The sequence below is a fragment of the Bradyrhizobium sp. SZCCHNS2022 genome (genome assembly GCF_032377575.1).
Lineage (GTDB): Bacteria > Pseudomonadota > Alphaproteobacteria > Rhizobiales > Xanthobacteraceae > Bradyrhizobium > Bradyrhizobium aeschynomenes.
In genome coordinates this window covers 226,263-246,881 of the sequence record NZ_JAUHHZ010000001.1, presented here as the reverse complement: position 1 = coordinate 246,881, position 20,619 = coordinate 226,263, and the positions used below count along the sequence as shown (strand labels likewise).

The 20,619-nt window shown below is 64.6% G+C and carries 22 protein-coding genes, 1 tRNA gene and 1 pseudogene; 13 read left to right on the top strand and 11 right to left on the bottom strand.

Annotated features, from left to right (window positions below; translation table 11 throughout):
• Positions 1-9: 9 nt before the first annotated feature.
• The 5 genes from QXZ94_RS01135 to QXZ94_RS01115 form a co-directional block, all read right to left on the bottom strand.
• Entirely contained in the window at positions 10-1,869 is a 1,860-nt protein-coding gene (locus QXZ94_RS01135; RefSeq protein ID WP_315718857.1) for a TRAP transporter large permease subunit, read from the bottom strand.
• Positions 1,866-2,882, bottom strand: coding sequence for a TRAP transporter substrate-binding protein (locus QXZ94_RS01130; RefSeq protein WP_409998725.1), 1,017 nt, complete (start codon positions 2,880-2,882; stop codon positions 1,866-1,868). The genes QXZ94_RS01135 and QXZ94_RS01130 overlap by 4 nt, the downstream gene beginning before the upstream one ends.
• Before the next feature lie 78 nt (positions 2,883-2,960).
• The gene (locus QXZ94_RS01125; protein WP_315718856.1) at positions 2,961-3,974 is read right to left on the bottom strand and encodes a transketolase family protein; all 1,014 of its coding nucleotides are present in this window, start codon (positions 3,972-3,974) and stop codon (positions 2,961-2,963) included.
• On the bottom strand, positions 3,974-4,822 hold the full coding sequence (locus QXZ94_RS01120; RefSeq protein ID WP_315718855.1) for a transketolase: 849 nt from the start codon (positions 4,820-4,822) through the stop codon (positions 3,974-3,976). Before QXZ94_RS01120 ends, QXZ94_RS01125 begins: the two co-directional genes overlap by 1 nt.
• Before the next feature lie 14 nt (positions 4,823-4,836).
• Positions 4,837-5,586 carry an SDR family NAD(P)-dependent oxidoreductase gene (locus QXZ94_RS01115; protein ID WP_315718854.1) on the bottom strand — a complete coding sequence of 250 codons (750 nt, stop codon included), beginning with the start codon at positions 5,584-5,586 and terminating at the stop codon, positions 4,837-4,839.
• Between the two features lie 108 nt (positions 5,587-5,694).
• On the opposite strand from QXZ94_RS01115, the gene QXZ94_RS01110 reads away from it, so the two are divergent.
• The gene (locus QXZ94_RS01110) at positions 5,695-6,576 is read left to right on the top strand and encodes a LysR substrate-binding domain-containing protein (protein WP_315718853.1); all 882 of its coding nucleotides are present in this window, start codon (positions 5,695-5,697) and stop codon (positions 6,574-6,576) included.
• 156 nt (positions 6,577-6,732) lie between these two features.
• On the opposite strand, the gene QXZ94_RS01105 is transcribed toward QXZ94_RS01110, so the two are convergent.
• On the bottom strand, positions 6,733-6,936 hold the full coding sequence (locus tag QXZ94_RS01105; protein ID WP_315718852.1) for a hypothetical protein: 204 nt from the start codon (positions 6,934-6,936) through the stop codon (positions 6,733-6,735).
• 227 nt (positions 6,937-7,163) lie between these two features.
• On the opposite strand from QXZ94_RS01105, the gene QXZ94_RS01100 reads away from it, so the two are divergent.
• The 3 genes and pseudogenes from QXZ94_RS01100 to lpxC all read left to right on the top strand — a co-directional run bounded on the left by QXZ94_RS01100 (position 7,164) and on the right by lpxC (position 9,412).
• The gene (locus QXZ94_RS01100; RefSeq protein ID WP_315718851.1) at positions 7,164-8,066 is read left to right on the top strand and encodes a hypothetical protein; all 903 of its coding nucleotides are present in this window, start codon (positions 7,164-7,166) and stop codon (positions 8,064-8,066) included.
• Positions 8,063-8,323: pseudogene (locus tag QXZ94_RS01095) on the top strand (pentapeptide repeat-containing protein); the annotation flags it as partial. The gene QXZ94_RS01100 and the pseudogene QXZ94_RS01095, both read left to right, overlap by 4 nt.
• 129 nt (positions 8,324-8,452) lie before the next feature.
• The gene (gene lpxC / locus QXZ94_RS01090) at positions 8,453-9,412 is read left to right on the top strand and encodes a UDP-3-O-acyl-N-acetylglucosamine deacetylase (RefSeq protein ID WP_315726017.1); all 960 of its coding nucleotides are present in this window, start codon (positions 8,453-8,455) and stop codon (positions 9,410-9,412) included.
• Between the two features lie 185 nt (positions 9,413-9,597).
• Here the strand turns inward: lpxC and QXZ94_RS01085 are convergent, their stop codons facing one another.
• Positions 9,598-10,005 carry a hypothetical protein gene (locus QXZ94_RS01085; RefSeq protein ID WP_315718850.1) on the bottom strand — a complete coding sequence of 136 codons (408 nt, stop codon included), beginning with the start codon at positions 10,003-10,005 and terminating at the stop codon, positions 9,598-9,600.
• Between QXZ94_RS01085 and QXZ94_RS01080 the strand changes: the two genes are divergently transcribed.
• Complete coding sequence (locus QXZ94_RS01080) at positions 10,004-10,348, top strand: tyrosine-type recombinase/integrase (protein ID WP_315718849.1); 345 nt, start codon at positions 10,004-10,006, stop codon at positions 10,346-10,348. The genes QXZ94_RS01085 and QXZ94_RS01080 overlap by 2 nt on opposite strands.
• 27 nt (positions 10,349-10,375) lie before the next feature.
• Here the strand turns inward: QXZ94_RS01080 and QXZ94_RS01075 are convergent, their stop codons facing one another.
• Together QXZ94_RS01075 and QXZ94_RS01070 are read right to left on the bottom strand one after the other, a co-directional pair.
• Positions 10,376-10,915: a hypothetical protein gene (locus QXZ94_RS01075; RefSeq protein WP_315718848.1), complete on the bottom strand. Its 540-nt coding sequence runs from the start codon at positions 10,913-10,915 to the stop codon at positions 10,376-10,378.
• A 133-nt stretch (positions 10,916-11,048) separates the two neighbouring features.
• Positions 11,049-11,125, bottom strand: a tRNA-Pro gene (locus tag QXZ94_RS01070).
• Between the two features lie 230 nt (positions 11,126-11,355).
• Between QXZ94_RS01070 and QXZ94_RS01065 the strand changes: the two genes are divergently transcribed.
• The 4 genes from QXZ94_RS01065 to QXZ94_RS01050 are packed head-to-tail and all read left to right on the top strand — an operon-like array spanning position 11,356 to position 14,865.
• Entirely contained in the window at positions 11,356-12,357 is a 1,002-nt protein-coding gene (locus QXZ94_RS01065) for an L-threonylcarbamoyladenylate synthase (RefSeq protein WP_315718847.1), read from the top strand.
• Between the two features lie 18 nt (positions 12,358-12,375).
• The gene (locus QXZ94_RS01060; protein WP_315718846.1) at positions 12,376-13,803 is read left to right on the top strand and encodes an FAD-binding oxidoreductase; all 1,428 of its coding nucleotides are present in this window, start codon (positions 12,376-12,378) and stop codon (positions 13,801-13,803) included.
• Between the two features lie 15 nt (positions 13,804-13,818).
• Positions 13,819-14,274 (top strand): GNAT family acetyltransferase, encoded by a 456-nt coding sequence (locus tag QXZ94_RS01055; RefSeq protein ID WP_315718845.1) that lies wholly within the window; start codon positions 13,819-13,821, stop codon positions 14,272-14,274.
• A 9-nt stretch (positions 14,275-14,283) separates the two neighbouring features.
• A complete protein-coding gene (locus tag QXZ94_RS01050) occupies positions 14,284-14,865 on the top strand; it encodes an NUDIX domain-containing protein (RefSeq protein ID WP_315718844.1) in 582 nt (193 codons plus the stop codon).
• 157 nt (positions 14,866-15,022) lie between these two features.
• On the opposite strand, the gene QXZ94_RS01045 is transcribed toward QXZ94_RS01050, so the two are convergent.
• Positions 15,023-15,790: an SOS response-associated peptidase gene (locus QXZ94_RS01045; protein WP_315718843.1), complete on the bottom strand. Its 768-nt coding sequence runs from the start codon at positions 15,788-15,790 to the stop codon at positions 15,023-15,025.
• Positions 15,791-15,876: 86 nt separating this feature from the next.
• On the opposite strand from QXZ94_RS01045, the gene QXZ94_RS01040 reads away from it, so the two are divergent.
• The 4 genes from QXZ94_RS01040 (at position 15,877) to QXZ94_RS01025 (ending at position 17,749) form a co-directional block, all read left to right on the top strand.
• Positions 15,877-16,407 carry a hypothetical protein gene (locus QXZ94_RS01040; protein ID WP_172110776.1) on the top strand — a complete coding sequence of 177 codons (531 nt, stop codon included), beginning with the start codon at positions 15,877-15,879 and terminating at the stop codon, positions 16,405-16,407.
• A 66-nt stretch (positions 16,408-16,473) separates the two neighbouring features.
• Positions 16,474-16,905: an NUDIX hydrolase gene (locus tag QXZ94_RS01035; protein ID WP_315718842.1), complete on the top strand. Its 432-nt coding sequence runs from the start codon at positions 16,474-16,476 to the stop codon at positions 16,903-16,905.
• A 31-nt stretch (positions 16,906-16,936) separates the two neighbouring features.
• Positions 16,937-17,332, top strand: a complete 396-nt coding sequence (locus QXZ94_RS01030) for a TIGR02301 family protein (protein ID WP_315718841.1) — start codon at positions 16,937-16,939, stop codon at positions 17,330-17,332.
• A 150-nt stretch (positions 17,333-17,482) separates the two neighbouring features.
• A complete protein-coding gene (locus QXZ94_RS01025) occupies positions 17,483-17,749 on the top strand; it encodes a hypothetical protein (protein ID WP_172133373.1) in 267 nt (88 codons plus the stop codon).
• A gap of 1,238 nt (positions 17,750-18,987) precedes the next feature.
• Here QXZ94_RS01025 and QXZ94_RS01020 read toward each other — a convergent pair.
• On the bottom strand, positions 18,988-20,589 hold the full coding sequence (locus QXZ94_RS01020; protein WP_409998724.1) for an ABC transporter substrate-binding protein: 1,602 nt from the start codon (positions 20,587-20,589) through the stop codon (positions 18,988-18,990).
• Between the last annotated feature and the right edge of the window lie 30 nt (positions 20,590-20,619).

Below are 20,619 nucleotides of genomic sequence, written 5' to 3'. Positions count from 1 at the left end.
TCCGATGCCTCAGAGGAATCCGATCGACAGCCACGGGACGAAGGCGACGAGCAGAAGGCCGACCACGAGCGCGCCGAGATAGGGCCAGATCCGCGCCAGCCCGGCATTCGGATCAATCTGCCCGATCGAGCATGCGGCGTAGTAGCCGAGGCCGAACGGCGGCGCGAACAGGCCGATGCCCATGGCGAGGATGATGACCATCGCGTAGTGCACCTCGTGAACGCCGAGCAGCTTGGCCGCCGGGAACAACAGCGGGCCGAACAGCACCATCGCGGGCAGACCTTCGAGGATGCTGCCGAGCAGGATGAACACGCCGATCGAGATCAGCAGGAAGCCGTATTTGCCGCCGGGCACCGAAACCATCATCGCCGCGAGCGCATGCGAGAAGTTGGACTGCGTCAACGCCCAGGCCATCGCGGTGGCGGCGCCGATGATGAAGAGGATCGAGCCCGACAACGCCGCCGTATGCACCAGCGCCGGATAGAGCTTGCGCCAGTCGAAACGGCGATAGACGAGCAGTCCCACCAGGATCGTGTAGGCGATACCGATGGTCGAGACCTCGGTCGCGGTCGCGACGCCCTCGGTGACCGCGGTGCGGATCAGCACCGGCAGCATCAGCGCGGGCAGCGCCGTGATCAGCGCCGAACGAATGCTGGGCCAGGTCGGCCGCGGCCGGATCACGCCTTCTGGCTCGACCATGCGACGCTTGGCGACCACGGCCAGCGCGGCGGCCAGCACCAGGCCCGGCAGGATGCCGCCGGTGAACAAGGCCGAAATCGAGACGCCGGCGACGGAGCCGATGATGATCAGCACGATCGAGGGGGGAATGGTTTCCGCCATCGCACCGGAGGCGGCGAGCAGCGACACCAGCTCGCCGTCGTGAATGCCGCGGCGCTTCATGTCCGGAAACAGCACCGGCGCGACCGCCGCCATGTCGGCCGTCTTGGCGCCCGAGATGCCGGAGACCAGCAGGATGGCGCCGAGCAGCACGTAGGACAGGCCACCCCTGACATGGCCAACCAGCGACGCCAGGAAACCGACCATCGCAGCCGCCATGCCGGTCATCACGATGAGATGGCCGAGCAGAATGAACAAGGGAATCGCGAGCAGAACGAGGGATGAGACGCCCTCGTCGATGCGGCTAGTGACGACTTCGAGCGGGGCCGTGGTGACCGTGAGCAGATAGGCCACGGTGGCGAGGCCGAAGCAGAAGGCGATCGGCACCCCGGCGAGCACGGCCGCGCCGAGCAGGATCGCAAAGAAGACGATGAGATTCCAGTTGCCGAGCGCCTTGAGCGCCGGGGCTGAGGCCCACAGCACGAGCGCGGTGGCCGCCAGGATCACCAGTGTGATCGCGATGTCACGCGAGCCATGGCGCGCCATGCGCAACAAGGCGGTGACGAGCATGAGGCCGATGCCGACGGGCACCGCGCCGGCCCGCATGCTGTCAGGGAGGCCGAGCGCCGGCGTCTCCGCAAAGGCCTGACCACTCGCATAGTCGATGGCCGGATGCAGCAGGATCGCCAGGAACAGAACGGGCGCCATCAGCGCAGCGCTCTCCAGCACCGCGCGCGTGCGCGGTGCGACGCGGTCGACCAGCGCGGTCATCCGCATGTGCTCGCCGCGGCTGAGCGCGAGCACCGCGCCCAGCATCGCGAGCCAGAGGAAGGTGATCGACGCGAGCTCATCGGCCCAGGTCAGCGGCCGGTTGAAGGCGAAACGTGCCGTCACACCGGTGAAGAGGATTCCGACTTCCGCGACCAGGGCGACAATCGCTGGAATCTCGATCAGCTTCGTGAGGGCCCGTTCGAGACCGTCAACGATGCCGTGCTTCGTGGATGCTGCCAGAGACGCGTCGACGCTGTTCATCCGAGCTCTCCCACATTCGACTGCAGGATCTTCCAGGCCTCCTCGCCGAACTTGCCGCGCCAATCCTTGTAGAAGCTGCTTTTGCCGAGCGCAGCGCGGAACGCCTCCTTGTCGACATCGACGAAGGTGAAGCCCTTGGCGGCGAGATCGGCGCGCAGACTCTGGCTGAGCGCGGCAATGTCGGCGCGCTCGTCATCCGCCGCCCTGCTGAACTCCTGCGTGACCAGCGTCTGCAGGTCGGACGGCAGCTTGCCGAAGGCGGCACGGTTGCCGAGGATCCAATAGGCGTCCCAGACGTGGCTGGTCAGCGAGCAGTACTTCTGAACCTCGTAGAGCTTGGCGGTGGCGATGATCGGCAGCGGGTTTTCCTGGCCCTCGACCACCTTGGTCTGCAGCGACGTGTAGACCTCGTTGAAATTGATCGGGGTCGGTCCGGCGCCGAGCGCCTGGAACAGGCTGGTCAGGATCGGCGCCGCCGGCACGCGGATCTTGAAGCTCTTGAGATCGTCCGGCGTCCTGATCTCGCGGGTCGACGAGGTGACCTGGCGGAAGCCGTTGTCCCAGGGCTTCGACAGAGCGATCGCGCCGGTCTTCTCGATGTCCTTGCGGATGTGATCACCGAGGCTGCCATCCATCGCCTTCCAGACTTGGTCGTAGGACGTGAAGGCGAAGCCGGTGTTGACGATGCCGGCGAGCGGCACGCGGGTGGCCAGCACCGAGCTCGCGATGTTGATCGCATCGACCGCGCCGACCCGCACCTGGGAGATCAGATCTGTGTCGGAACCGAGCTGATTGGCCGGATAAAGATTGATCTCCAGCCGGCCGCCGCTCGCCTCCTTGATGCGATCGGCCGCCTGCTGCGCACGCTTGTTGACCGGATGCGACGGATCCTGTCCGGTCGCGAGCTTCATCGTGAACTCGGCTGCCCTTGCGAAGCGCGCGGTGAAAGGCAGCACCACAGCCCCCACCATCGCTCCTGCCATGAATCGCCGACGCGTCGTTCCCTTGCGCATTCCAGTCCCTCCGGTATGAAATTGTTGTTCTGGTCCGGCGCATCCGCACGCCGCTGTCTCAACGCCCGTGGCCGCCTGCTATTTGAGCCAGCCCTTCACCCGCCTGACGACTTCCGACAGCGAGATGCCGTAGCGATCGTGCAGCGTCGGCAGCGCGCCGGCGTCGAGGAATTCGTCGGGCAGGCCGATCTGCCGGAACGGCACGTGCACGCCTGCGCGCATCAGCACCCCGGCGACGGCCTCCCCCAATCCGCCGATCACCGTATGGTTCTCGGCGACCACGACCAGACGGCCGGGGCGGCCGGCTTCGCCCGCGATGGTCTCGGCATCGAGCGGCTTGATCGTCGGCACGTGCAGCACGGCGACGTCGACGCGATCATCGGACAGCGCCTTGGCCGCCTCCAGCGCGCGCATCGTCATGAGCCCGGAGGAGATGATCAGCACGTCGCGGCCGTCGCGCAGCAGCTTGGCCTTGCCGAGCTCGAATTTGTAGTCGTACTCGTCGAGCACCAGCGGCACCTGGCCGCGCAGCAGCCGCATGTAGACAGGGCCCTGATGGGCGGCCATCGCCGGCACGACCTGCTCGATCTCATACGCATCGCACGGATCGATCACCGTCATGTTCGGCATCGCCCGCATCAGCGCCAGATCCTCGGCCGCCTGATGGCTCGGGCCGTAGCCTGACGTCAGTCCAGGCAGCGCGCAGGCGATCTTCACGTTGCGATCTTCCTCGGCGATGGTCTGGTGGATGAAGTCGTAGGCGCGGCGCGAGGCGAACACGGCATAGGTCGTGGTGAACGGCATGAAGCCTTCGGCCGCCATGCCGGACGCGGCGCCGAACAGCAGCTGCTCGGCCATGCCCATCTGGTAGGTGCGGTCGGGAAACTCCTTCGCGAAGATGTGCAGGTCGGTGTATTTGCCGAGATCGGCGGTCATGCCGACCACCTCGGGCCGACTGCGCGCCAGTTCCACCAGCGCATGGCCGAACGGCGCCGGCTTGGTGCGCTGCCCCTCGGAGGCGATCGAGGCGATCATCGCCGAGGTCGTCAGGCGCGGCTTGCTCAGATCGGGTGCGGGTCTCGTCGATTTCATCACGGCCTCCCGGCGTCGAGTGCGGCAATCGCGAGCTGCCACTCATGCGGCTCGACGCGAATGAAGTGGTTCTTCTCGCGCTGCTCCAGGAAGGGCACCCCCTTGCCCATCAGCGTGTCGGCCACGATCATGCGCGGCCTCGGCTCCGGATGAGTCTTGGCGGTATCGAAGGCGGCGACCACGGCGTCGAGGTCGTTGCCGTCGACGCGCTGCACGAACCAGCCGAAGGCTTGCAGCCGGTCCACCAACGGCTCGAAGCCCATCACCTGGGTCGAGGGGCCATCCGCCTGCTGATTGTTGACGTCGACGATGCCGATGAGGTTGTCGAGCTTGTAGTGGCTGGCCGACGAGATCGCCTCCCACACCGAGCCTTCGTCCAGCTCGCCGTCGGAGAACAGCGTGTAGACGCGCGAGCTGGACTTCTTGCGCTTCAGGCCGAGCCCCATGCCGACGGCGATGCTCAGGCCAAGGCCGAGCGAGCCGCCGGACATCTCCATGCCCGGCGTGTAGGACGCCATGCCCGACATCGGCAGCCGGCTGTCGTCGCTGCCATAGGTTTCCAGCTCGGCCTCGGGAACGATTCCGGCCTCGATCAGCGCGGCGTACAGCGCGATCGCGTAGTGGCCGTTCGACAGCAGGAATCGGTCGCGCTCCTCCCAAGCCGGATCCTCGGGCCGGTAGCGCATGGCGTGGAAATAGGCCGCCGCCAGCACGTCGGAGATGTCGAGCGCCTGGGCGATGTAGCCCTGGCCCTGCACCTCGCCCATGCGGAGCGCATGACGGCGGATGTTATAGGCGCGTTGCGCCAATGTCGGCGCGTTGGCGAGCCGAGTCGCTACGGTGTCCATCTCTTGAGACCTTGTTAGTGGATCAGCATGCCGCCGTTCACGTCGATCACCGCGCCCGTGACATAGGCGGACAGATCGGACGCGAGAAACGTGTAGATGCCGGCAACGTCCTCGGCGGTGCCGAGGCGGTTGAGCGGAATGCCCTCGAGGATCTTGGCCTTCATCTCGTCGGTCAGCTTGCCAGCGGTGATATCGGTGCCGATCAGGCCCGGCGTCACGCAATTGACGCGGATGCCGTCGATGCCGAACTCGCGTGCCATCGCCTTGGCGAGGCCGAGCACGCCGGCCTTGGCAGCCGAATAATGCGGGCCACCGAAGATGCCGCCGCCGCGCTGCGCAGAGACCGAGGACATGCAGGCGATCGAGCCGTGCTTGCGCGCGCGCATGTGCGGGATCACCGCCTGCGACAGGAACAGCACGCCCTTCAGATTGACGTCCTGGATGCGATCCCAATCCGCGGGCGAGATCTCCAGGAACTTCACGGGCTGGGTGATGCCGGCATTGTTGATCAGGATGTCGATGACGCCGAACTGACGGATCACCTGCGCCACCGCGTCGTTGCATGAGGCCTTGTCGGCGACGTTGCAGCCGAGCCCGATGTGACCGTCGCCGAGCGAGGCTGCAGCCTCGGCGGCGGCTGCGGCGTCGATGTCGAGGATGGCGACCTTCGCGCCCTCGGCTGCGAACCGGCGGGCGGTCGCAAGCCCGATGCCGCGCTTCGACGCTGCGCCCGAAATGATCGCTGTCTTGCCGCTGAGCAGCATGCTGGTCCTCCCGAAATTCTCGTTGTCGTGGGCGTCACCATGGCCGCGGCCTGCGGTGGCGACAAACGCGCAGTTGTCATGGATTGGTGAATCTGGTTCACTTATGCGATGCTGTCCAAGATCCCGATCTCATCAATCAAGGCGTTCGAGGCGGCCGCTCGCACGGGATCCTTTCGCGACGCAGCAAATGAGCTTCACCTGACGCCATCTGCCGTCAGCCACGCCATCCGCAAGTTGGAAGCCACCTTGCGCACCGTGCTGTTCGAGCGCACCGCGCGCGCCGTTCATCTCACGCCGGCCGGCGAGAACCTGATGCGCCATGCCGGCGCGGCGTTCGACCAGCTGCGCAGAGGATTGGAGGAGGTCGCGGCGCGCGGTCCCCAGCTGGTGCGCGTCCATTCGGCGCCGAGCTTTGCCGCGCAATGGCTGACGCCAAGGCTCGCTCAGTTTCTCGCCGCACATCCGAAACTGGAGGTGCGACTGTCGGCCAACACCGACTACGCGCGGTTCAAGAACGACGATTTCGACATCGACATCGTCTATGGCCAGCCTCATGCGGAGGGCGTCGAGATCGTTCCGCTGGCCGAGGAGACGGTCACGCCGCTGTGCACGCCCGCGCTGGCGGCGACGATCAAGCGCCCGGCGGATCTTCTTGACCACACGCTGATCCGCTCCGACGTCAAGCAGATCCAGTGGCATCAATGGTTCGCCGCCAACGGCCTCGAATCCCCCGCACTCCACGGCATGCGCTTCGACCGCAGCTTCCTTGCGCTCGCGACGGCGGCCGAGGGCCTCGGCGTCGCGCTCGAATCCACATTGCTGGCCGAGCGCGAGCTGGCGTCGGGACGGCTGATCGCGCCGCTCGCAGGGCGCTCCATCGACATCCGCTATGTCGGCCACCGCCTGGTGTTTCCGCGCAACGATCACCAACGCACGGCCGTGCGCGCCTTTGCCGACTGGATCACGTCCGAACTCGGGCAACAGCGCTGAACGATCCCACGCCGGTCATGCGCCGGCGATCGACCGGCAGCTCCGCTGCCGAATGCCTCCGCGACGGCCTGATCCAGCGATAGCGTCGGCCGTCCGATCAGCCGGACAATCATTGCACACCAGCACGGGCGCCTGGGCGTCGGCCGATTACGTGCGTCATTGAGGGGGAGGCTTGCCGCCCCAGAACGCGACACCTTCGATCAGCATGCATGCGAGGATCACGGCGGCAACGCCGCAGACAGCGCCTGGGACGTCCGGTGCCGTGTTCCCGAGGACGGCTTCGATCAACCCGGCACAAACGTGCGTCACGAGCGCCAGGAGGGTTTTCAACATGAAAGCGAAGAGAATTTTCCGTGTCATCGATCTGATCCTCAGAGAACGATGACCCAGCAATCTAAGCAAAAAAACTAGTGTGTAATCAACATTCTACCGGTACAAGCCCCATCAATCGGCGTCAGAGACCGCCTAGCGGTCGTTGTTCGGGTGCCCTGTCGCTGTCGAAGATCTGTTGTCCGGCTGTTGATGCGACGATGGTGCTTTCGGATATAATCAATTGCGGCGACCATCGATGACATTGGTCTTGTGCAATGGGAACGCAGGAAATCTTCGAACTGGCCCGAAAGATGTCGCTCTTGCAGGGGTGGGCATCGGAGGCGCATTGTGATGGGTTGACCAGTCTGAATGCAATCGCCAAGACGATCGGCGTAAGCCGCAACACGCTCGTTTCCAACTTGGCGAATGACAAGATGGACAAGGCCAACCAGGAGCGGATCGCCAAGGCATTTGGCTTCGATACCGACTGGGCGGAATGGTTCGACAAGGACGGGGCGGGCGCCTCCCGAAAAGATACCGCCGATGCCTTCATTGATCGATTCAAGAGACACAAAGGCCGCCCCGCCAGCATCGCGCTCAAGGCCAGCGAGACGAGAACTCACCTGGATCGGCGCTTTGCGGATTTTCGACTTGGTCCAAACGGTTCCGCGGCTGGCGAGCTACACGCAAATCTAGATATATGGTTCGCGGAGGACGGATGGCCGATGCTGATCGAGGGATTCAGCGAAGTCGTTATGATCGGATTGAAGAGAGCCGACCTGATCATCGAGCACGATGGCTCAGATGCCATCGTGACTGCTCGCGAGGTCAAGTGCGCCCCGGAAGGCGGGAATTTCAGCGGAGCTGCTGATGGCATTGCGCCGTGGTGGATCATTCGTTCAATGAACTCAAATGACCCGTTCCTGCGAGGGCGGCGGCGGCCGTCGGATGATGCCGCTGATTGCATCTTTTCCGGATTTCAAGTCGGCAACCAGATCTGCGCCAGGATGACCGCCCGGGTGATTGACTGCGATATCATTCAAATGCCGTCACAGCTGGTCGAAGGAACCGACTTCAATAGCCTGAAGGTGATGCAACAACTGCTCAAGATTCAAGCTCTAGACGGAGTAGAGGGGGTTCTGGGCGAACAAACACTTGCGGTGGTGAAGGAATCATGACGGCTGAAACTCCCGGTCCGGAAACCGCGAAACGCGTTGGCAGTACAGTTTCCGAGCGGCTCCGCGTTCTCAGCAAGGCGCGTAGTTCTCGATTCAACCACCTTGTTGAAATGGCGGGATTAAATCCTCAAAAAGAGCTGCGATATGGCGATTGGGTGAACGTCGATTTCACCGATGCGGACTTGCGGGGGTATGACTTCACGGGCGCCAACTTGACCGGTGCTCGCTTCGACGGCGCATACATCAAGGGCGCGCAATTCGACGGAGCGACGGTCGATTTCCGCTCACTTGTGACAGCGAAGGATTTTGCCGAGTTCACGCTTGATCGATTGCGTGAGAGTGGCGAAAACCTGGTCGGGCGGGGCACCACCCGGGTCAACCGCAGAATTGCAAGTCATCGGCAGACGACCTTGCAATCACAAGCTACGGTGACTGGTATCGGTTTTCATTCCGGTGCCCCGATCACACTTACCCTCGGACCTGCTCCGGTGGATGCAGGCTATGTTTTTGTTCGCACTGGTCTTGATGGAGGCGATCGCGAACTGGCTGCAACGGCAGAGGCCGTGATTGCTACCGAATTTGCAACTGTCCTTGGCGACCGGCACGGGGCGCTTGTCTCCGGGGTCGAGCACGTGCTTGCCGCACTGAGGGGGATGGACATCGATAATGCCACGATCGAGTTAGACGGGCCGGAAGTGCCAATCATGGACGGGAGCGTGGCGCCATTCGTCGCCGCCATCGACCAAGCCGGCGTGGTCAGTCAGTCCGCGGAGCGGCGCTACATTCAGGTCTTGAAGCCGGTTCAAGTCGCGATGGGCGACTCAGTCGCAGAACTCCGTCCATATCCGCACGGCTTCATGTTGGAGATTGGAATCGACTTCGACCATCCGTTAATTGGTCCGCAGTACCATGCCCTCGATCTGAACGCCAAAGTATTTCGCCGGGAGATATCCCGCGCCCGCGTCTTTGGCTTTATGTCGGACACCGCACGGCTCTGGAGTGCTGGTTTTGCCCTTGGCGCCTCTTTTGCGAATACGGTCGTCTTCGATGAGGACAGAGTACTCAACCCAGAAGGCCTGCGGTTCGCAGATGAACCTGCCCGCCGCAAACTGGTCGATGCAATTGGTGATTTGGCGCTCATTGGCCTGCCGTTGCTGGGCGCGTTCCGCTCCTCGCGCGGTGGCCACAAGCTCAACCACGCCGTCTTAATCGCGCTTCTCGCCGATCGAACTGCTTGGCGGGTGGTGGAAGCGGGCGCCTCCATCAGACAATCCACCGAAGTGAGCAGACAATCCGCCGAAGCCGTATGGGATGTTCTTCGCGCGGCCGGCCGTTTCGCATTCTAGTTCTGGTCCGCGCGCCAGAGCAGGATCACCACGCTGTGCTGAACGTAGTAAGTGCGATACCCACCTCTGGTCGATCCGGAGATCGCTGACGCCTCGCCAACCGTTTAAATCGCAGTTAATCCCCAACAAGGCGGACCTGAAGTTGACCTTCCAGAAAGCGGAATGGAACTGTGGGCTGATGAATATCAGCACTCCAGTCCGGAAGCCCGGATAGCAGCATCGGTCTCAGCCCTTCTGATCGCCCTGATCTTCTCAAGCATTCCCCGATGGGAGAAGGTGGGGATGGTCAGTTTGTGGGAGGCGAGGTCTATCGCCTGGATGGCAAACTCCGCCGTCACATCGGACCAGCTGCCGGCGAGACGGCGCGTCGACTTGTCGAGTAACTCGCAGACCTCGCCTGCCATCCGATTGGCGAGCAGCTCGCCGTCGAGCCATACGATGTGGTGGACCTCCAGCTCCTTCCAGCAACCGAGCTGCATCGTTCTCAACGTGTTCTGCAGGTTTCCAGACACGCCGATCCTTCGCAAGGTCAGCGCCGTCACAGGCTTCCCCCACATGTGGCGCGAGAAGCCCGAGCTGGCGGCCTTCTGCATGCTTGCTCACCTCAGGCGCTGGGATCGGCTTGGTATCGCGAAGCAGCACTTCGTCGAGTGGAATGGCAAGCCGGTCGCGTCGGTCAAGAAGGCGTTCCGGACCGTCGTGACGTTGTCGAAGATCGACCTGACGGCCGGGCCGGTTACGCCTCACACGCTGCGGCACACCGCGGCCACCTGGCTGATGCAGCGAGGCACGGATATCTGGGTCGCCTCAGGCTATCTCGGCATGACGACGGAGGTGCTGGAGCGCACCTACGGGCACCATCACGCTGACCATCAGTCAGAGGCGGTCGAGAACATCACGTCGAAAGGAAAAAAGATGCGCACAAACGTCCGATGACGAAGTCCCGAATGAGAAAGCCGCAGCTTAGGAATTCGCGGCTCTGTTAGCGTCAAGTTCCAGAAACCGTTTGTTGAGATCCAGATTGTATTTGTACCCACGATCCCAAGGTGCTCCGAGTGTCGTCGATATCGCAGTGTTTGCTTGGGACACTGAGGATGCCTTCACGTTTAAGCTGGAGATCAGATCATGTAACTCGACGTAAGCCTTGCTATAGGCCTCGCTTGCGTCAATCACGTCTGCTTTGAGCTGACGGTCTAACTTCTCTGCCTGAGCCTTAAGTTCTTCCGCTTCCTTTTTCGCCGTCTCGGCCTGTTCGCTTGCAAGCTTCGGGCGTTCTTCAAGAACGCCCATCTTCTCTTTTACGACTTCGTTGATCGTCCGGAGAGATTCGTTCTGTGCCCTGAGGGCTGTGGCTTCGCCCTGCTGCGCCCACTTGCCCACGCCGTAGCCAGACCAAAGAAACCCCAGATAGCCAGTGACCAGAAACGGGATGCTATACTGAAACAGCCCGGGCCATGCCGAATAAAGGTCAACAGCTGCCTTAAAGAACTTATCGACGTCCATAAGCCCCCCCGGTCGATCCTCCCTACATTACACAGATTCCCGGGAGTGGGCCGCTCTATAGCTGCCGTTTGTCCGAGTGTGGCTATTCTTCGGGGGGTTACGATGTCGGGTCATCGTAAAGTGCACATTTTGATGGTCGGAGCGGCAGGATTCGAACCTGCGACCCCTGCGTCCCGAACGCAGTGCTCTACCGGGCTGAGCCACGCTCCGACTTGGGAAGCCGGCTTATAGCGTTGGGTCTCCGTCTCCGCAAGGCGCAGCACGCAGGAAATCGCAATGAAATCGCGCGTCGTCGGAGGATGGGTTAACTGCTTGAGGTCATGAGGCTTTGCCGGGTGGCCATGGCGTGAACGCAGCCCGGTGATTGATTTGCGCGCTTCATTCGAGCGTCCCTGCCGGCTATAGGCGAGCGCGGAAGCCGCCGCCGTCCCGTACCAGTGATGCCCGTGCCAGACACCAACGCGATCGAGACCAGGATCCTGCCCGCCGACGCGGCAGGAATCACGCAAGCCGCGGCGACGTTCGCGCGTGGCGGCCTGGTCGCGTTCCCGACCGAGACCGTGTACGGGCTCGGCGCCGATGCCGCGAATGCCGCCGCGATCGCCCGCCTCTACCAGGCCAAGGGCCGGCCGGCCTTCAATCCGCTGATCGCCCATGTCGCCGACATCGCGGCCGCACGGCGGATCGGTCGGTTCGATGCCACGGCGGAGCGCCTGGCCGAAGCGTTCTGGCCGGGACCGTTGACCCTGGTGGTGCCGCAGGCGCCCGGCTGCACCGTCGCGGATCTCGCCACTGCCGGCCTCGACACCGTCGCGATTCGCATCCCCTCGCATCCGATCGCGCGGGCGCTGCTCGCCGCGTTCGGCGGCGCCGTGGTGGCGCCCTCGGCCAACATCTCCGGCCACGTCTCGCCGACCACCGCAGCCCATGTGGCGGCCGATCTCACGGGGCGCATCGACCTGATCCTGGACGGCGGACCGGTCGATGTCGGCGTCGAATCGACGATCGTCGGCTGCTTCGAGCAGCCGACGCTGCTGCGGCCCGGTGGCGTCCCCAGCGAGGCGATCGAGACCGTGCTCGACCGGCCCCTGACGCGGCCGGCACCGGCAGAGGCCGACACGTCCGAGCAGCCACTGGCGCCGGGCATGCTGGCCTCGCATTATGCGCCGCGCGCCGCCGTTCGCCTCGATGCCAGGGAGGTCGCGCCCGGCGAGGCGCTGCTCGCCTTCGGTCCCCTGCCCCTGCCGGGTGCCGCTCAGGCCGCCGCTGTTCTCAACCTGTCGCCATCGGGCGATCCCGCAGAGGCAGCGATGCATCTTTTCGGCTATCTTCGCAGCCTCGATGCCAGGGGTGCGTGCAGCATCGCCGTGATGCCGATCCCGAACGACGGACTGGGCGAGGCCATCAACGACCGGCTGCGCCGCGCCGCCGCGCCGAGATAACATTGGAAGCGACCGACCATGAACATCAGCCAGCCTCCCTCTCCGCCGCTGCCACCCGATCTGATCGCGCAATTCGCCGCCATCGTCGGCGAGCGCCAGGCGCTGACCGCCGAGGCCGATGTCGCGCCCTATGTCACGGAGGAGCGCAACCTGTTCCACGGTCGCTCGCCGCTGGTGCTGCGTCCCGGCGCGACCGCGGAGGTCGCGGCGATCTGCAAGCTCGCCAGCGCGCATCGCATCGCGCTGGTGCCGCAGGGCGGCAATACAGGCCTCGTCGGCGGCCAGACGCCGCACAATGGCGAGGTCGTGGTATCGCTGAAGCGCATGGACAAGATCCGCGAGGTCGACACCGCCTCCAATACGATGATCGCCGAGGCCGGCGTCGTGCTGCAGGTGGCGCAGCAGAAGGCCGCCGAGGTCGACCGGCTGTTTCCGCTGTCGCTGGGCGCCGAGGGCAGCTGCACCATTGGCGGCAATCTCTCGACCAATGCCGGAGGCACCGCCGCGCTGGCCTATGGCGTCGCGCGCGAGATGGCGCTGGGTGTCGAGGTGGTGCTGGCCGACGGGCGGGTGCTCAATGCGCTGTCCAAATTGAAGAAGGACAACACCGGCTACGATCTGCGCAATCTCTTCATCGGCGCCGAGGGCACGCTCGGCATCATCACCGCGGCGAGCCTGAAGCTGTTTCCGAAGCCGCGCGCGATCGAGACGGCGTTCGTCGGGCTGAAGTCGCCGGAGGATGCGCTCCAGCTTCTGGCCATTGCGCAGCGCGAGGCGGCGGGCAGCCTGACCAGCTTCGAGCTGATCGCCCATATCGCGCTCGACTTCTCGATCCGTCATGTCGCAGGCAACCGCGCGCCGCTCTCGGGCCAGCATCCGTGGTTCGTGCTGATGGAGCTGTCGTCCTCGCGCGACGATGCGCGCGCTACGCTCGAGGGCATCCTGGAGCAGGGCCTCGAGATCGGCATCGTCGACGACGCCGCGATCGCCGAGAATCTCTCCCAGCGCATGGCGTTCTGGAAGCTGCGCGAGGACATCTCCTGGGCGCAGAAGCCGGAGGGCGGCTCGATCAAGCACGACATCTCGGTGCCGGTTGCCGCGGTGCCGGCGTTCATCGCCGAGGCCAATGAAGCTGTCGTCAGGAAAGTCCCCGGCGCGCGGCCGGTGCCATTCGGGCATCTCGGCGACGGCAACATCCACTACAATGTCAGCCAGCCGGTCGGCGCCGACACGGCCGACTACCTGGCGCGCTGGCACGAGGTGAATGCGGTCGTGTTCGAGATCGTGCTGCGCATGGGCGGCTCGATCTCGGCCGAGCACGGCATCGGCGTGCTCAAGCGCGACGAGCTGCCCGACGTCAAGGATCCGACCGCGATTGCGCTGATGCGCGCGATCAAGGCGCAGTTCGATCCGCTGGGGATCATGAACCCTGGCAAGGTGCTCTAGGATTTCGGCGCGCTCATGAATACCGCCCCTGCTCTCGCGATCTCCGACATCGCCGATGCCGACGTGCCCGCGATCATCGCGCTGTGGCAGCGCTGCGGCCTGACGCGGCCGTGGAACGATCCCGCCGCCGACATCGCGCTCGCCCGCCGCGGCGATGATTCCACCGTGCTCGTCGGACGGGCCGCCGGCGCCATCGCGGCGTCCGCGATGGTCGGCCATGACGGCCATCGCGGCTGGGTCTACTACGTCAGCGTCGATCCCGATCATCGCGGCCAGGACCTCGGCCGCGCCATCATGGCCGCCGCCGAGGACTGGCTGCGCGCACGCGGCATCGCCAAGCTGATGCTGATGGTGCGCGGCGACAACACCAAGGTTCAGGCGTTCTATCAGGCGCTCGACTACGCCGTGCAGGACAGCGTCGTGTTTTCCAAATGGCTCGACGGCCGCCCGCCGACGCCCGGCATGACATAGAGGTCCAGCATGAGCATCTCCGATCGCATCCGCGTGCACGAGAGGCGCGTGCTCTCCGATCATTACGGCACGCTGACCACGACCAAATTCGAGTGGCGGCGCGACGACGGCACCTGGCAGATGCAGAGCCGCGACGTGTTCGAGCGCGGCAACGCCGCGGCGATCCTGCCCTACAATCTCGCGCAGCGCAGCGTCATCCTGGTCAAGCAGTTCCGCTATCCCGCCTTCCTCAACGGCTATGACGACCTCCTCATCGAGGCCGCCGCCGGCCTGCTCGACGATGCCTCGCCCGAGGACCGCATCCGCCTGGAGGCCGAGGAGGAGACCGGCTTCCGCCTGCACGACGTGACGTTCGTATTCGAGGCGTTCATGAGCCCGGGCGTCGTCACCGAGAAGATCCACTTCTTCGTCGCCGCCTACGAGCCCGGGATGCGGGTCAGCGCCGGCGGCGGGCTCGCGCATGAGGGCGAGGAGATCGAGGTGCTGGAACTCGGAATCGACGAGGCGCTCGCGATGATCGGCGACAAGCGCATCCAGGACGCCAAGACGATCATGCTGCTGCAGCACGCGGCGCTGCGGATTTTCAAATAAGCGACGTCCCCGTCTGGCCCTGATGGTCCCTGCTGTCGTCCTTCGCGAATGCGGGGACCCAGTATTCCACCGGCAGTCGTTTCAGCCCGAGAGGCCGCGGCGTACTGGATCCCCGCTTTCGCGGGGATGACGATCTTCTCTGTTGAGACATACCGCCTCAAAACAAGCTCCCCTGCCCGTCATCGACCGAAGTCGAAGCTTTGCGGGATGCAACTTTCTTGGCCGGCTTGCGCTGCGCGTCCTCCGCGGCACGCATCTCCTCGGTCATCGGCAGCAGCAATTGCTCATCGTCATTGGCCACCGTATTGACGCGCGTCGACACCTCGTACCAGGCGAACTCGCCCTCTTCGGGCCCCACCAGCAGGTGCATCACCTCGTCGGCATCATCGCTGCGGCAGTCGAGCCAGAGCGAGAAATCATCCGGCCTGATCGTCACCGGAACGCGGTGATGCAGCGTCGCGAGATCGCCGCTCGCAGCCGCCGTGAGAAGCGCGACCGTATCGACCTCCTCGCCGTTCGGTCCCATCCAGGTCTCCGCGAGGGCTGCGAAACCGAGCGGCGCACGATCGCTGCGGTGGATGAAGAACGGCCGCTTGCGGCCGTCGATCACCTGCCATTCGTAATACCCATCAGCGGGCACAAGCACGCGGCGACGCCGGATCGCATTCTTGAACGCAGGCTTCTCGCGTACGGTCTCCGAACGTGCATTGATCAGCAGCGTAAAATTGCGGGGATCCTTCACCCATGCGGGCATGAAGCCCCAGCGCATCAAGCGAAAATGCCTGATCTCCCGATCCAGAAAAATTACGGGGATCGGCTGCGTCGGTGCAATATTGTGGCGCGGCGGAAAGTTCGGCTGCTCCTCATAGCCGAAGATCTGCCTGAGAGCCGCAGGTGGTGAAGTGATCACGAAGCGTCCACACATAATCTCACTCAAATCGTCGTGTGTTCAGCACCTTTTAACTTGGGTTGCCAACACTGCAGCGGATGACCGCAGCGGCGACCCATTCCGTGCCTTCCGATCGCACGACCCAACGACCGGCTGGCAGCGCTATTGATCCGGCGCGCGCCGCGATCCTGCGCGCCGCCAACATCAACCCGCGCACCGGACTCGCCACCGACTATCTGAATCATTTCAACGAGGCAGTCATGCTGCTCGAAATGATTCCCGACATTCCGGAATGCGCCGAGGACTTCCTGGCATGGTCGCCGCTGACCTATCCAGAACATTTCACGCACACCAATTTCAAGGCCCGCGATCTCGTCATCGAGGCCTATGAGCAGGCCGAGCCGGCGATTCGCGACCGCTTCGATCATCTGACCAAGACCATGACCGACATCCTGCTGGCGGTCGGCACCGCGATGCGCGAGGCCAAGCAGGACGCCACCAAGGCCAAGCTCGCCGAGCAGGCCGCCGGCTGGGTCAAGCCGCTGGTCTCGCAGGCCGGCGGCATCATCAACGGCGACATCGAGTTCGATCCGGAACCGGTGTCGGAAGTCGATGAGGTCGATGCCGTCGACGCCATCATGGCGAGCTATTGAGTTGCGACGTACTGCCAGCGCGGCGGTCTTCACGGTAGAGTGCAGACCCCTGCTGGAGCCACCCGCATGACGACCGAAACTCCGCCCCGTCATCCCCAACTTGCCGTCAGCGCCGCCATCTTTCGCGACGGCAAGATCCTGCTGGTGCGCCGCGCCCGCGCGCCGGCCAAGGGCGTCTACACTCTGCCCGGCGGACGGGTCGAGTTCGGCGAGGACCTGCACGCCGCGGTCGCGCGCGAAGTCATGGAGGAGACCGGGTTGTCGATCGCCGTCCTCGGCCTTGCCGGCTGGCGCGAGGTGCTGCCGGCCAGCAGCGGCGGCAAAGGCGGCGGCGGCCACTACGTGATCCTCCCCTTCGCCGCGCGCTGGCAGGCGGGCGAGGCCCGCCTGAACGAGGAGCTCGACGACGCCCAGTGGCGCGTTCCCGAAGCGCTCGACGGCCTCACTCTGACCGACGGCCTGCCGGACATCATCGCCGCCGCGCGGGCCCTGGTGTAGCCGCCTTGCGCCCGCCGCTCAGCAAAGGCATATGACGTCCGTGCATATCACCCCCACTCGCCTCCTGGCCGTCCTCATGCTCGTGCTGGCCTGTGCCGCCGCCCCCGCGCGGGCGCAGGACGCGGCTGCGCCGTTCGATGGCGACCTGCAGCGTCTCGCCGAGATCCTCGGCACACTGCATTACCTCCGCGGCATCTGCGGCAGCAACGAGGGCGCCAAATGGCGCAACCAGATGCAGGCGCTGATCGATGCCGAGACGCCCTCGGGCGAGCGCCGCGCCCGCATGATCGCCGGCTTCAACCGCGGCTATAACGGCTTCCAGCAGACCTACCGCACCTGCACGCCGGCCGCGATGGTGGCGATCCGCCGCTACATCGACGAGGGCTCCAAGATCTCGCGCGACCTCACGGCGCGCTACGCCAATTGAGGCGGCGAGTTATCCCCGATTGCGTTAACCTTGTTAACCTTTCCTAAAGAACTGGCCTAGGCGTCCGCGCCCTGCGTGGTAAACCTCACTCGTCCGGCGCGCCCGCGTTCGGATTTCCTTGCGCCGCGGCGCCCCGCCAGACTGAATTCAATGAGCTTCCCCGTTACATTCAGCGCCCTCCCCGACGTCCTGCCTGACCATGAGCAGAAGCAGGCCGCGCTCAGCTATCTCAACGAAGCCTGGGCGGAAGCGCGCCATGACGGCGTCGATGGCGACTGCCTGGCCCAGGCCAGCCTGTTCGCCGCGCTCGCCGAGCTCGTGACGACCTATGGCGAGGACGCGGTCGCGACCTTCGTCGAGGGTTTTCCCGAGCGCATCCGCAACGGCGAATTCTCGCTGTCGCGCGTGACGCAGTAGGCCGTTCGCCTCGGCTGTAGGGTGGGCAAAGGCGCGCCCGCCTCGCCTGCGGATCATGCCGCGCTGTAGCCCGCGCCGTTCCCACCATCACGCTCCGAGTTCGCCTCACGACTCACGCCACAACCCACGTCGTCATGCCCGCGAAAGCGGGCATCCAGTACGCCGTGACCTCTCGGTTGATCACGACAGGCGGTGAGTCCTGGATCCCCGCCTTCGCGGGGATGACAGCAGTGGACGCGGCGGCATCACGGCCCCGCAGCCGCGCAACGTCAGCAGCGTGAGCAGGCGCCTTCTTCACGTCTTCAAACAACACAGGACACGATTCATCGTCCTCGCGGCGCCGATTGCGTCCGAGCGATGACTGACATTCGTCCCTCGCAATAATCGAGGGCGCAGGGAAGGCTGGGCGTCGGCTGACGCCCATGGCCCCCGTGCGAACAAAAAGCACGGGGCAGGAACCACGGGTGCAGCCGGATGAGCCCAGCCTCCCCTGCGCGATGGTTTTAACGCTTACTCCGTGCTCTCCCTGGGGACCGGCTGTCTTGCCCCCATCATCAACGCCGACGCTCTCGCATCACCCGTCGACTTGACCTCGGCATCGGGAGGTCAGGACCACACGGCTTGACGTCCGCATCGCGATTGTTCGTCCGCGCGAGCCAAAGCCACGCTGCAACCCGACGCGTCCACCGCCTCCCCGCCTCGCGTCTCGTGACGACCGCGCGCACGCCCCTCTCGTTGAGGCGGGATGGGTGGAGGAGTGACATGAATTCTGGAAAAGAGAAAGAAGAATCTGCGGGCCGGGCGGGGCGGCCCGTGCAATCACATTGATGTCACGCAGAAAATGAATTTTGCGGCGCATGTCATTCTGGACCGCTGCCAGGGTCATGAGCGACCGACCATTGGACAAGTCGCACAACTGATTTGCCCGACGAGCAGTCCCAGGACTCCTCGTGCCTGAAAACGTCGGTCGAGCACGACGCAGAAGCTTCATGCGAGATCGCGTCGGATCGCCTGCGCCGCGGATGACAGCGGACCGCAAGCTTCGCGCCGTTGCGAGCGACGCGAGGCAATCCAGGGCTGAGCAAGAACTCTGGATTGCCTCCGCCTTTCGCTCCTACCCGCCGCGGCGGACACTGCGCTGGTAACGACGGAGCCGACGACGTGCAGCGCGCGCTCGCGGCCGCATCGGCTCCATCAACCGGAGCGCTGCGCCCGGTAACGGACTCCCGGACGAGCCGTCATTCCAGCTCGATCGCCTGATAGGAGCCGGACTCGTCGAGTGCGGTTCCCCAGATCTTGTGGGAGGCCTGGTGTTCGGCAGGGCTAAAATTCAGCGGCGCTCCCAGTCCGAGATCGATGTTGCGCATCGACTCGAGCGTGTCGATCAACCGCTCGGTGTCGACCTGCGGACCGACAGCTTTCAGGGCTTGAACCAGGATGCTCGCCCCGATGTATCCTTCGAGCGAGGTGTAGTCCGCGGGCTCGCCGGGAAAATACCTCGCCAGCGCCCCCTTGTACTCCAGCACCAGGCTCGAATAGCCCGCCGCCGCGGGAACGGCCTGCGTCACGACAACGCCCGCCGCATATCGTGGCCCGAGCAGCATGAGTTCGTTCGCGAGCGCCGAGGCGCCGACCGCCGACACGTTGGCGAAGATGACGCCAGGAAGCGCGTCGTGCGCCTTCTCGATGAACTTTGCAGCCGCACGCGAGGTCGCGACCATGATGACCGCGCGGACGGGCGCCTTCTCAGCCTTGAGCTGGTTGATCGCGGGCGCGACATCCACGGTGTTTCGCACATAGTTTGCGCGCACGATCGCAGCATCGTTCAGACCGAGGGCGCGGAAGGCCTTCGCCACGCCGGCGAACCCGGCATCACCGAAGGAATCGTCCTGCGCGAACAGCGCAATCTGACGCGGTGGGATCCGCCGCAGCTTCACGAGGTAACGCACCAGCGCGTCGGCTTCTTCCGAATAGCTCGGGCGATAGTTGAAGACATAGCGGTCCGGAGGGTCGTGACGCGCGACGTTCGCTCCCGTGTAGGGGCTGAAGAACAGCACTCGCCGCTCCAGTGAAAAGGGAATTGCGACGGCGGCCGTGGCGGTCCCGAAATTGCCGATGAAGCCGAACACCTGGTCCTTCTCGTAGAGCTGCCTGACGGCGTTGAGCGTGCGGTTCGGATCATAGCCGTCATCGGCGACGATGAGCTTGAGCGCACGTCCGTGAATGCCGCCGGCATCGTTGCTGCGGTTGAAGGCCGCTTCCATGCCGAGCTTGAGCAACCGGCCGGTTTCCTTGTTCGCTCCCGACAGCGGCAACACACTGCCGAACGTGATCTCGCGGTCCGTGACGCCGCGGACCGGAGGAGCAAGGATCGCGCCTGTCGCAGCAATGGGCAGCGGCGCCGGCGGCGAGGCCGGCGGCGGACCGGCCACCGCCGGCTCGCCGATCGACCGCTCGATGTTTCCAAGCTGGAGCTCGGCACGTCGGCAGTCCTGCCGCCCGGCCGCAACCGCCGCGCGTCCGTCCGCGACGTGGCGATCGAACTGCCGGACGAGCTCGCTGCGATCGCTGTCGCTGTTCGATGCCTCCCGAATGACGGCCTGGAACCTGCCGACGATGCTCTGGATGCGGGGCCGCGGGATATCGCCACAGGCCATCGCCGCCCCGACGACGGGACCGATCCGGCTGCTGAGGTCACGCACCATGTTGAGATTGTCGCCGGCCCCGGCATGGATTGTGGTCCCGACCATGACGGCGAGAACGATCGCCGAACGACGGACCAACGACGTCGACACGCTCACTGCCAATTCGAGCGGTTGGAAGTCTCGGAAGCTCACCATGTTTGAATTCATACTCGTTGAGATCTGTTG

Excerpts from the sequence above, each read along its gene's own strand:
- QXZ94_RS01135 (WP_315718857.1), bottom strand. The coding sequence starts at position 1,869 with ATGAACAGCGTCGACGCGTCTCTGGCAGCATCCACGAAGCACGGCATC.
- QXZ94_RS01130 (WP_409998725.1), bottom strand. The coding sequence starts at position 2,882 with ATGCGCAAGGGAACGACGCGTCGGCGATTCATGGCAGGAGCGATGGTG.
- QXZ94_RS01125 (WP_315718856.1), bottom strand. The coding sequence starts at position 3,974 with ATGAAATCGACGAGACCCGCACCCGATCTGAGCAAGCCGCGCCTGACG.
- QXZ94_RS01120 (WP_315718855.1), bottom strand. The coding sequence starts at position 4,822 with ATGGACACCGTAGCGACTCGGCTCGCCAACGCGCCGACATTGGCGCAA.
- QXZ94_RS01115 (WP_315718854.1), bottom strand. The coding sequence starts at position 5,586 with ATGCTGCTCAGCGGCAAGACAGCGATCATTTCGGGCGCAGCGTCGAAG.
- QXZ94_RS01110 (WP_315718853.1), top strand. The coding sequence starts at position 5,695 with ATGCTGTCCAAGATCCCGATCTCATCAATCAAGGCGTTCGAGGCGGCC.
- QXZ94_RS01105 (WP_315718852.1), bottom strand. The coding sequence starts at position 6,936 with ATGACACGGAAAATTCTCTTCGCTTTCATGTTGAAAACCCTCCTGGCG.
- QXZ94_RS01100 (WP_315718851.1), top strand. The coding sequence starts at position 7,164 with ATGGGAACGCAGGAAATCTTCGAACTGGCCCGAAAGATGTCGCTCTTG.
- QXZ94_RS01080 (WP_315718849.1), top strand. The coding sequence starts at position 10,004 with ATGCTTGCTCACCTCAGGCGCTGGGATCGGCTTGGTATCGCGAAGCAG.
- QXZ94_RS01085 (WP_315718850.1), bottom strand. The coding sequence starts at position 10,005 with ATGCAGAAGGCCGCCAGCTCGGGCTTCTCGCGCCACATGTGGGGGAAG.
- QXZ94_RS01075 (WP_315718848.1), bottom strand. The coding sequence starts at position 10,915 with ATGGACGTCGATAAGTTCTTTAAGGCAGCTGTTGACCTTTATTCGGCA.
- QXZ94_RS01065 (WP_315718847.1), top strand. The coding sequence starts at position 11,356 with ATGCCCGTGCCAGACACCAACGCGATCGAGACCAGGATCCTGCCCGCC.
- QXZ94_RS01060 (WP_315718846.1), top strand. The coding sequence starts at position 12,376 with ATGAACATCAGCCAGCCTCCCTCTCCGCCGCTGCCACCCGATCTGATC.
- QXZ94_RS01055 (WP_315718845.1), top strand. The coding sequence starts at position 13,819 with ATGAATACCGCCCCTGCTCTCGCGATCTCCGACATCGCCGATGCCGAC.
- QXZ94_RS01050 (WP_315718844.1), top strand. The coding sequence starts at position 14,284 with ATGAGCATCTCCGATCGCATCCGCGTGCACGAGAGGCGCGTGCTCTCC.
- QXZ94_RS01045 (WP_315718843.1), bottom strand. The coding sequence starts at position 15,790 with ATGTGTGGACGCTTCGTGATCACTTCACCACCTGCGGCTCTCAGGCAG.
- QXZ94_RS01035 (WP_315718842.1), top strand. The coding sequence starts at position 16,474 with ATGACGACCGAAACTCCGCCCCGTCATCCCCAACTTGCCGTCAGCGCC.
- QXZ94_RS01030 (WP_315718841.1), top strand. The coding sequence starts at position 16,937 with ATGACGTCCGTGCATATCACCCCCACTCGCCTCCTGGCCGTCCTCATG.
- QXZ94_RS01025 (WP_172133373.1), top strand. The coding sequence starts at position 17,483 with ATGAGCTTCCCCGTTACATTCAGCGCCCTCCCCGACGTCCTGCCTGAC.
- QXZ94_RS01020 (WP_409998724.1), bottom strand. The coding sequence starts at position 20,589 with ATGGTGAGCTTCCGAGACTTCCAACCGCTCGAATTGGCAGTGAGCGTG.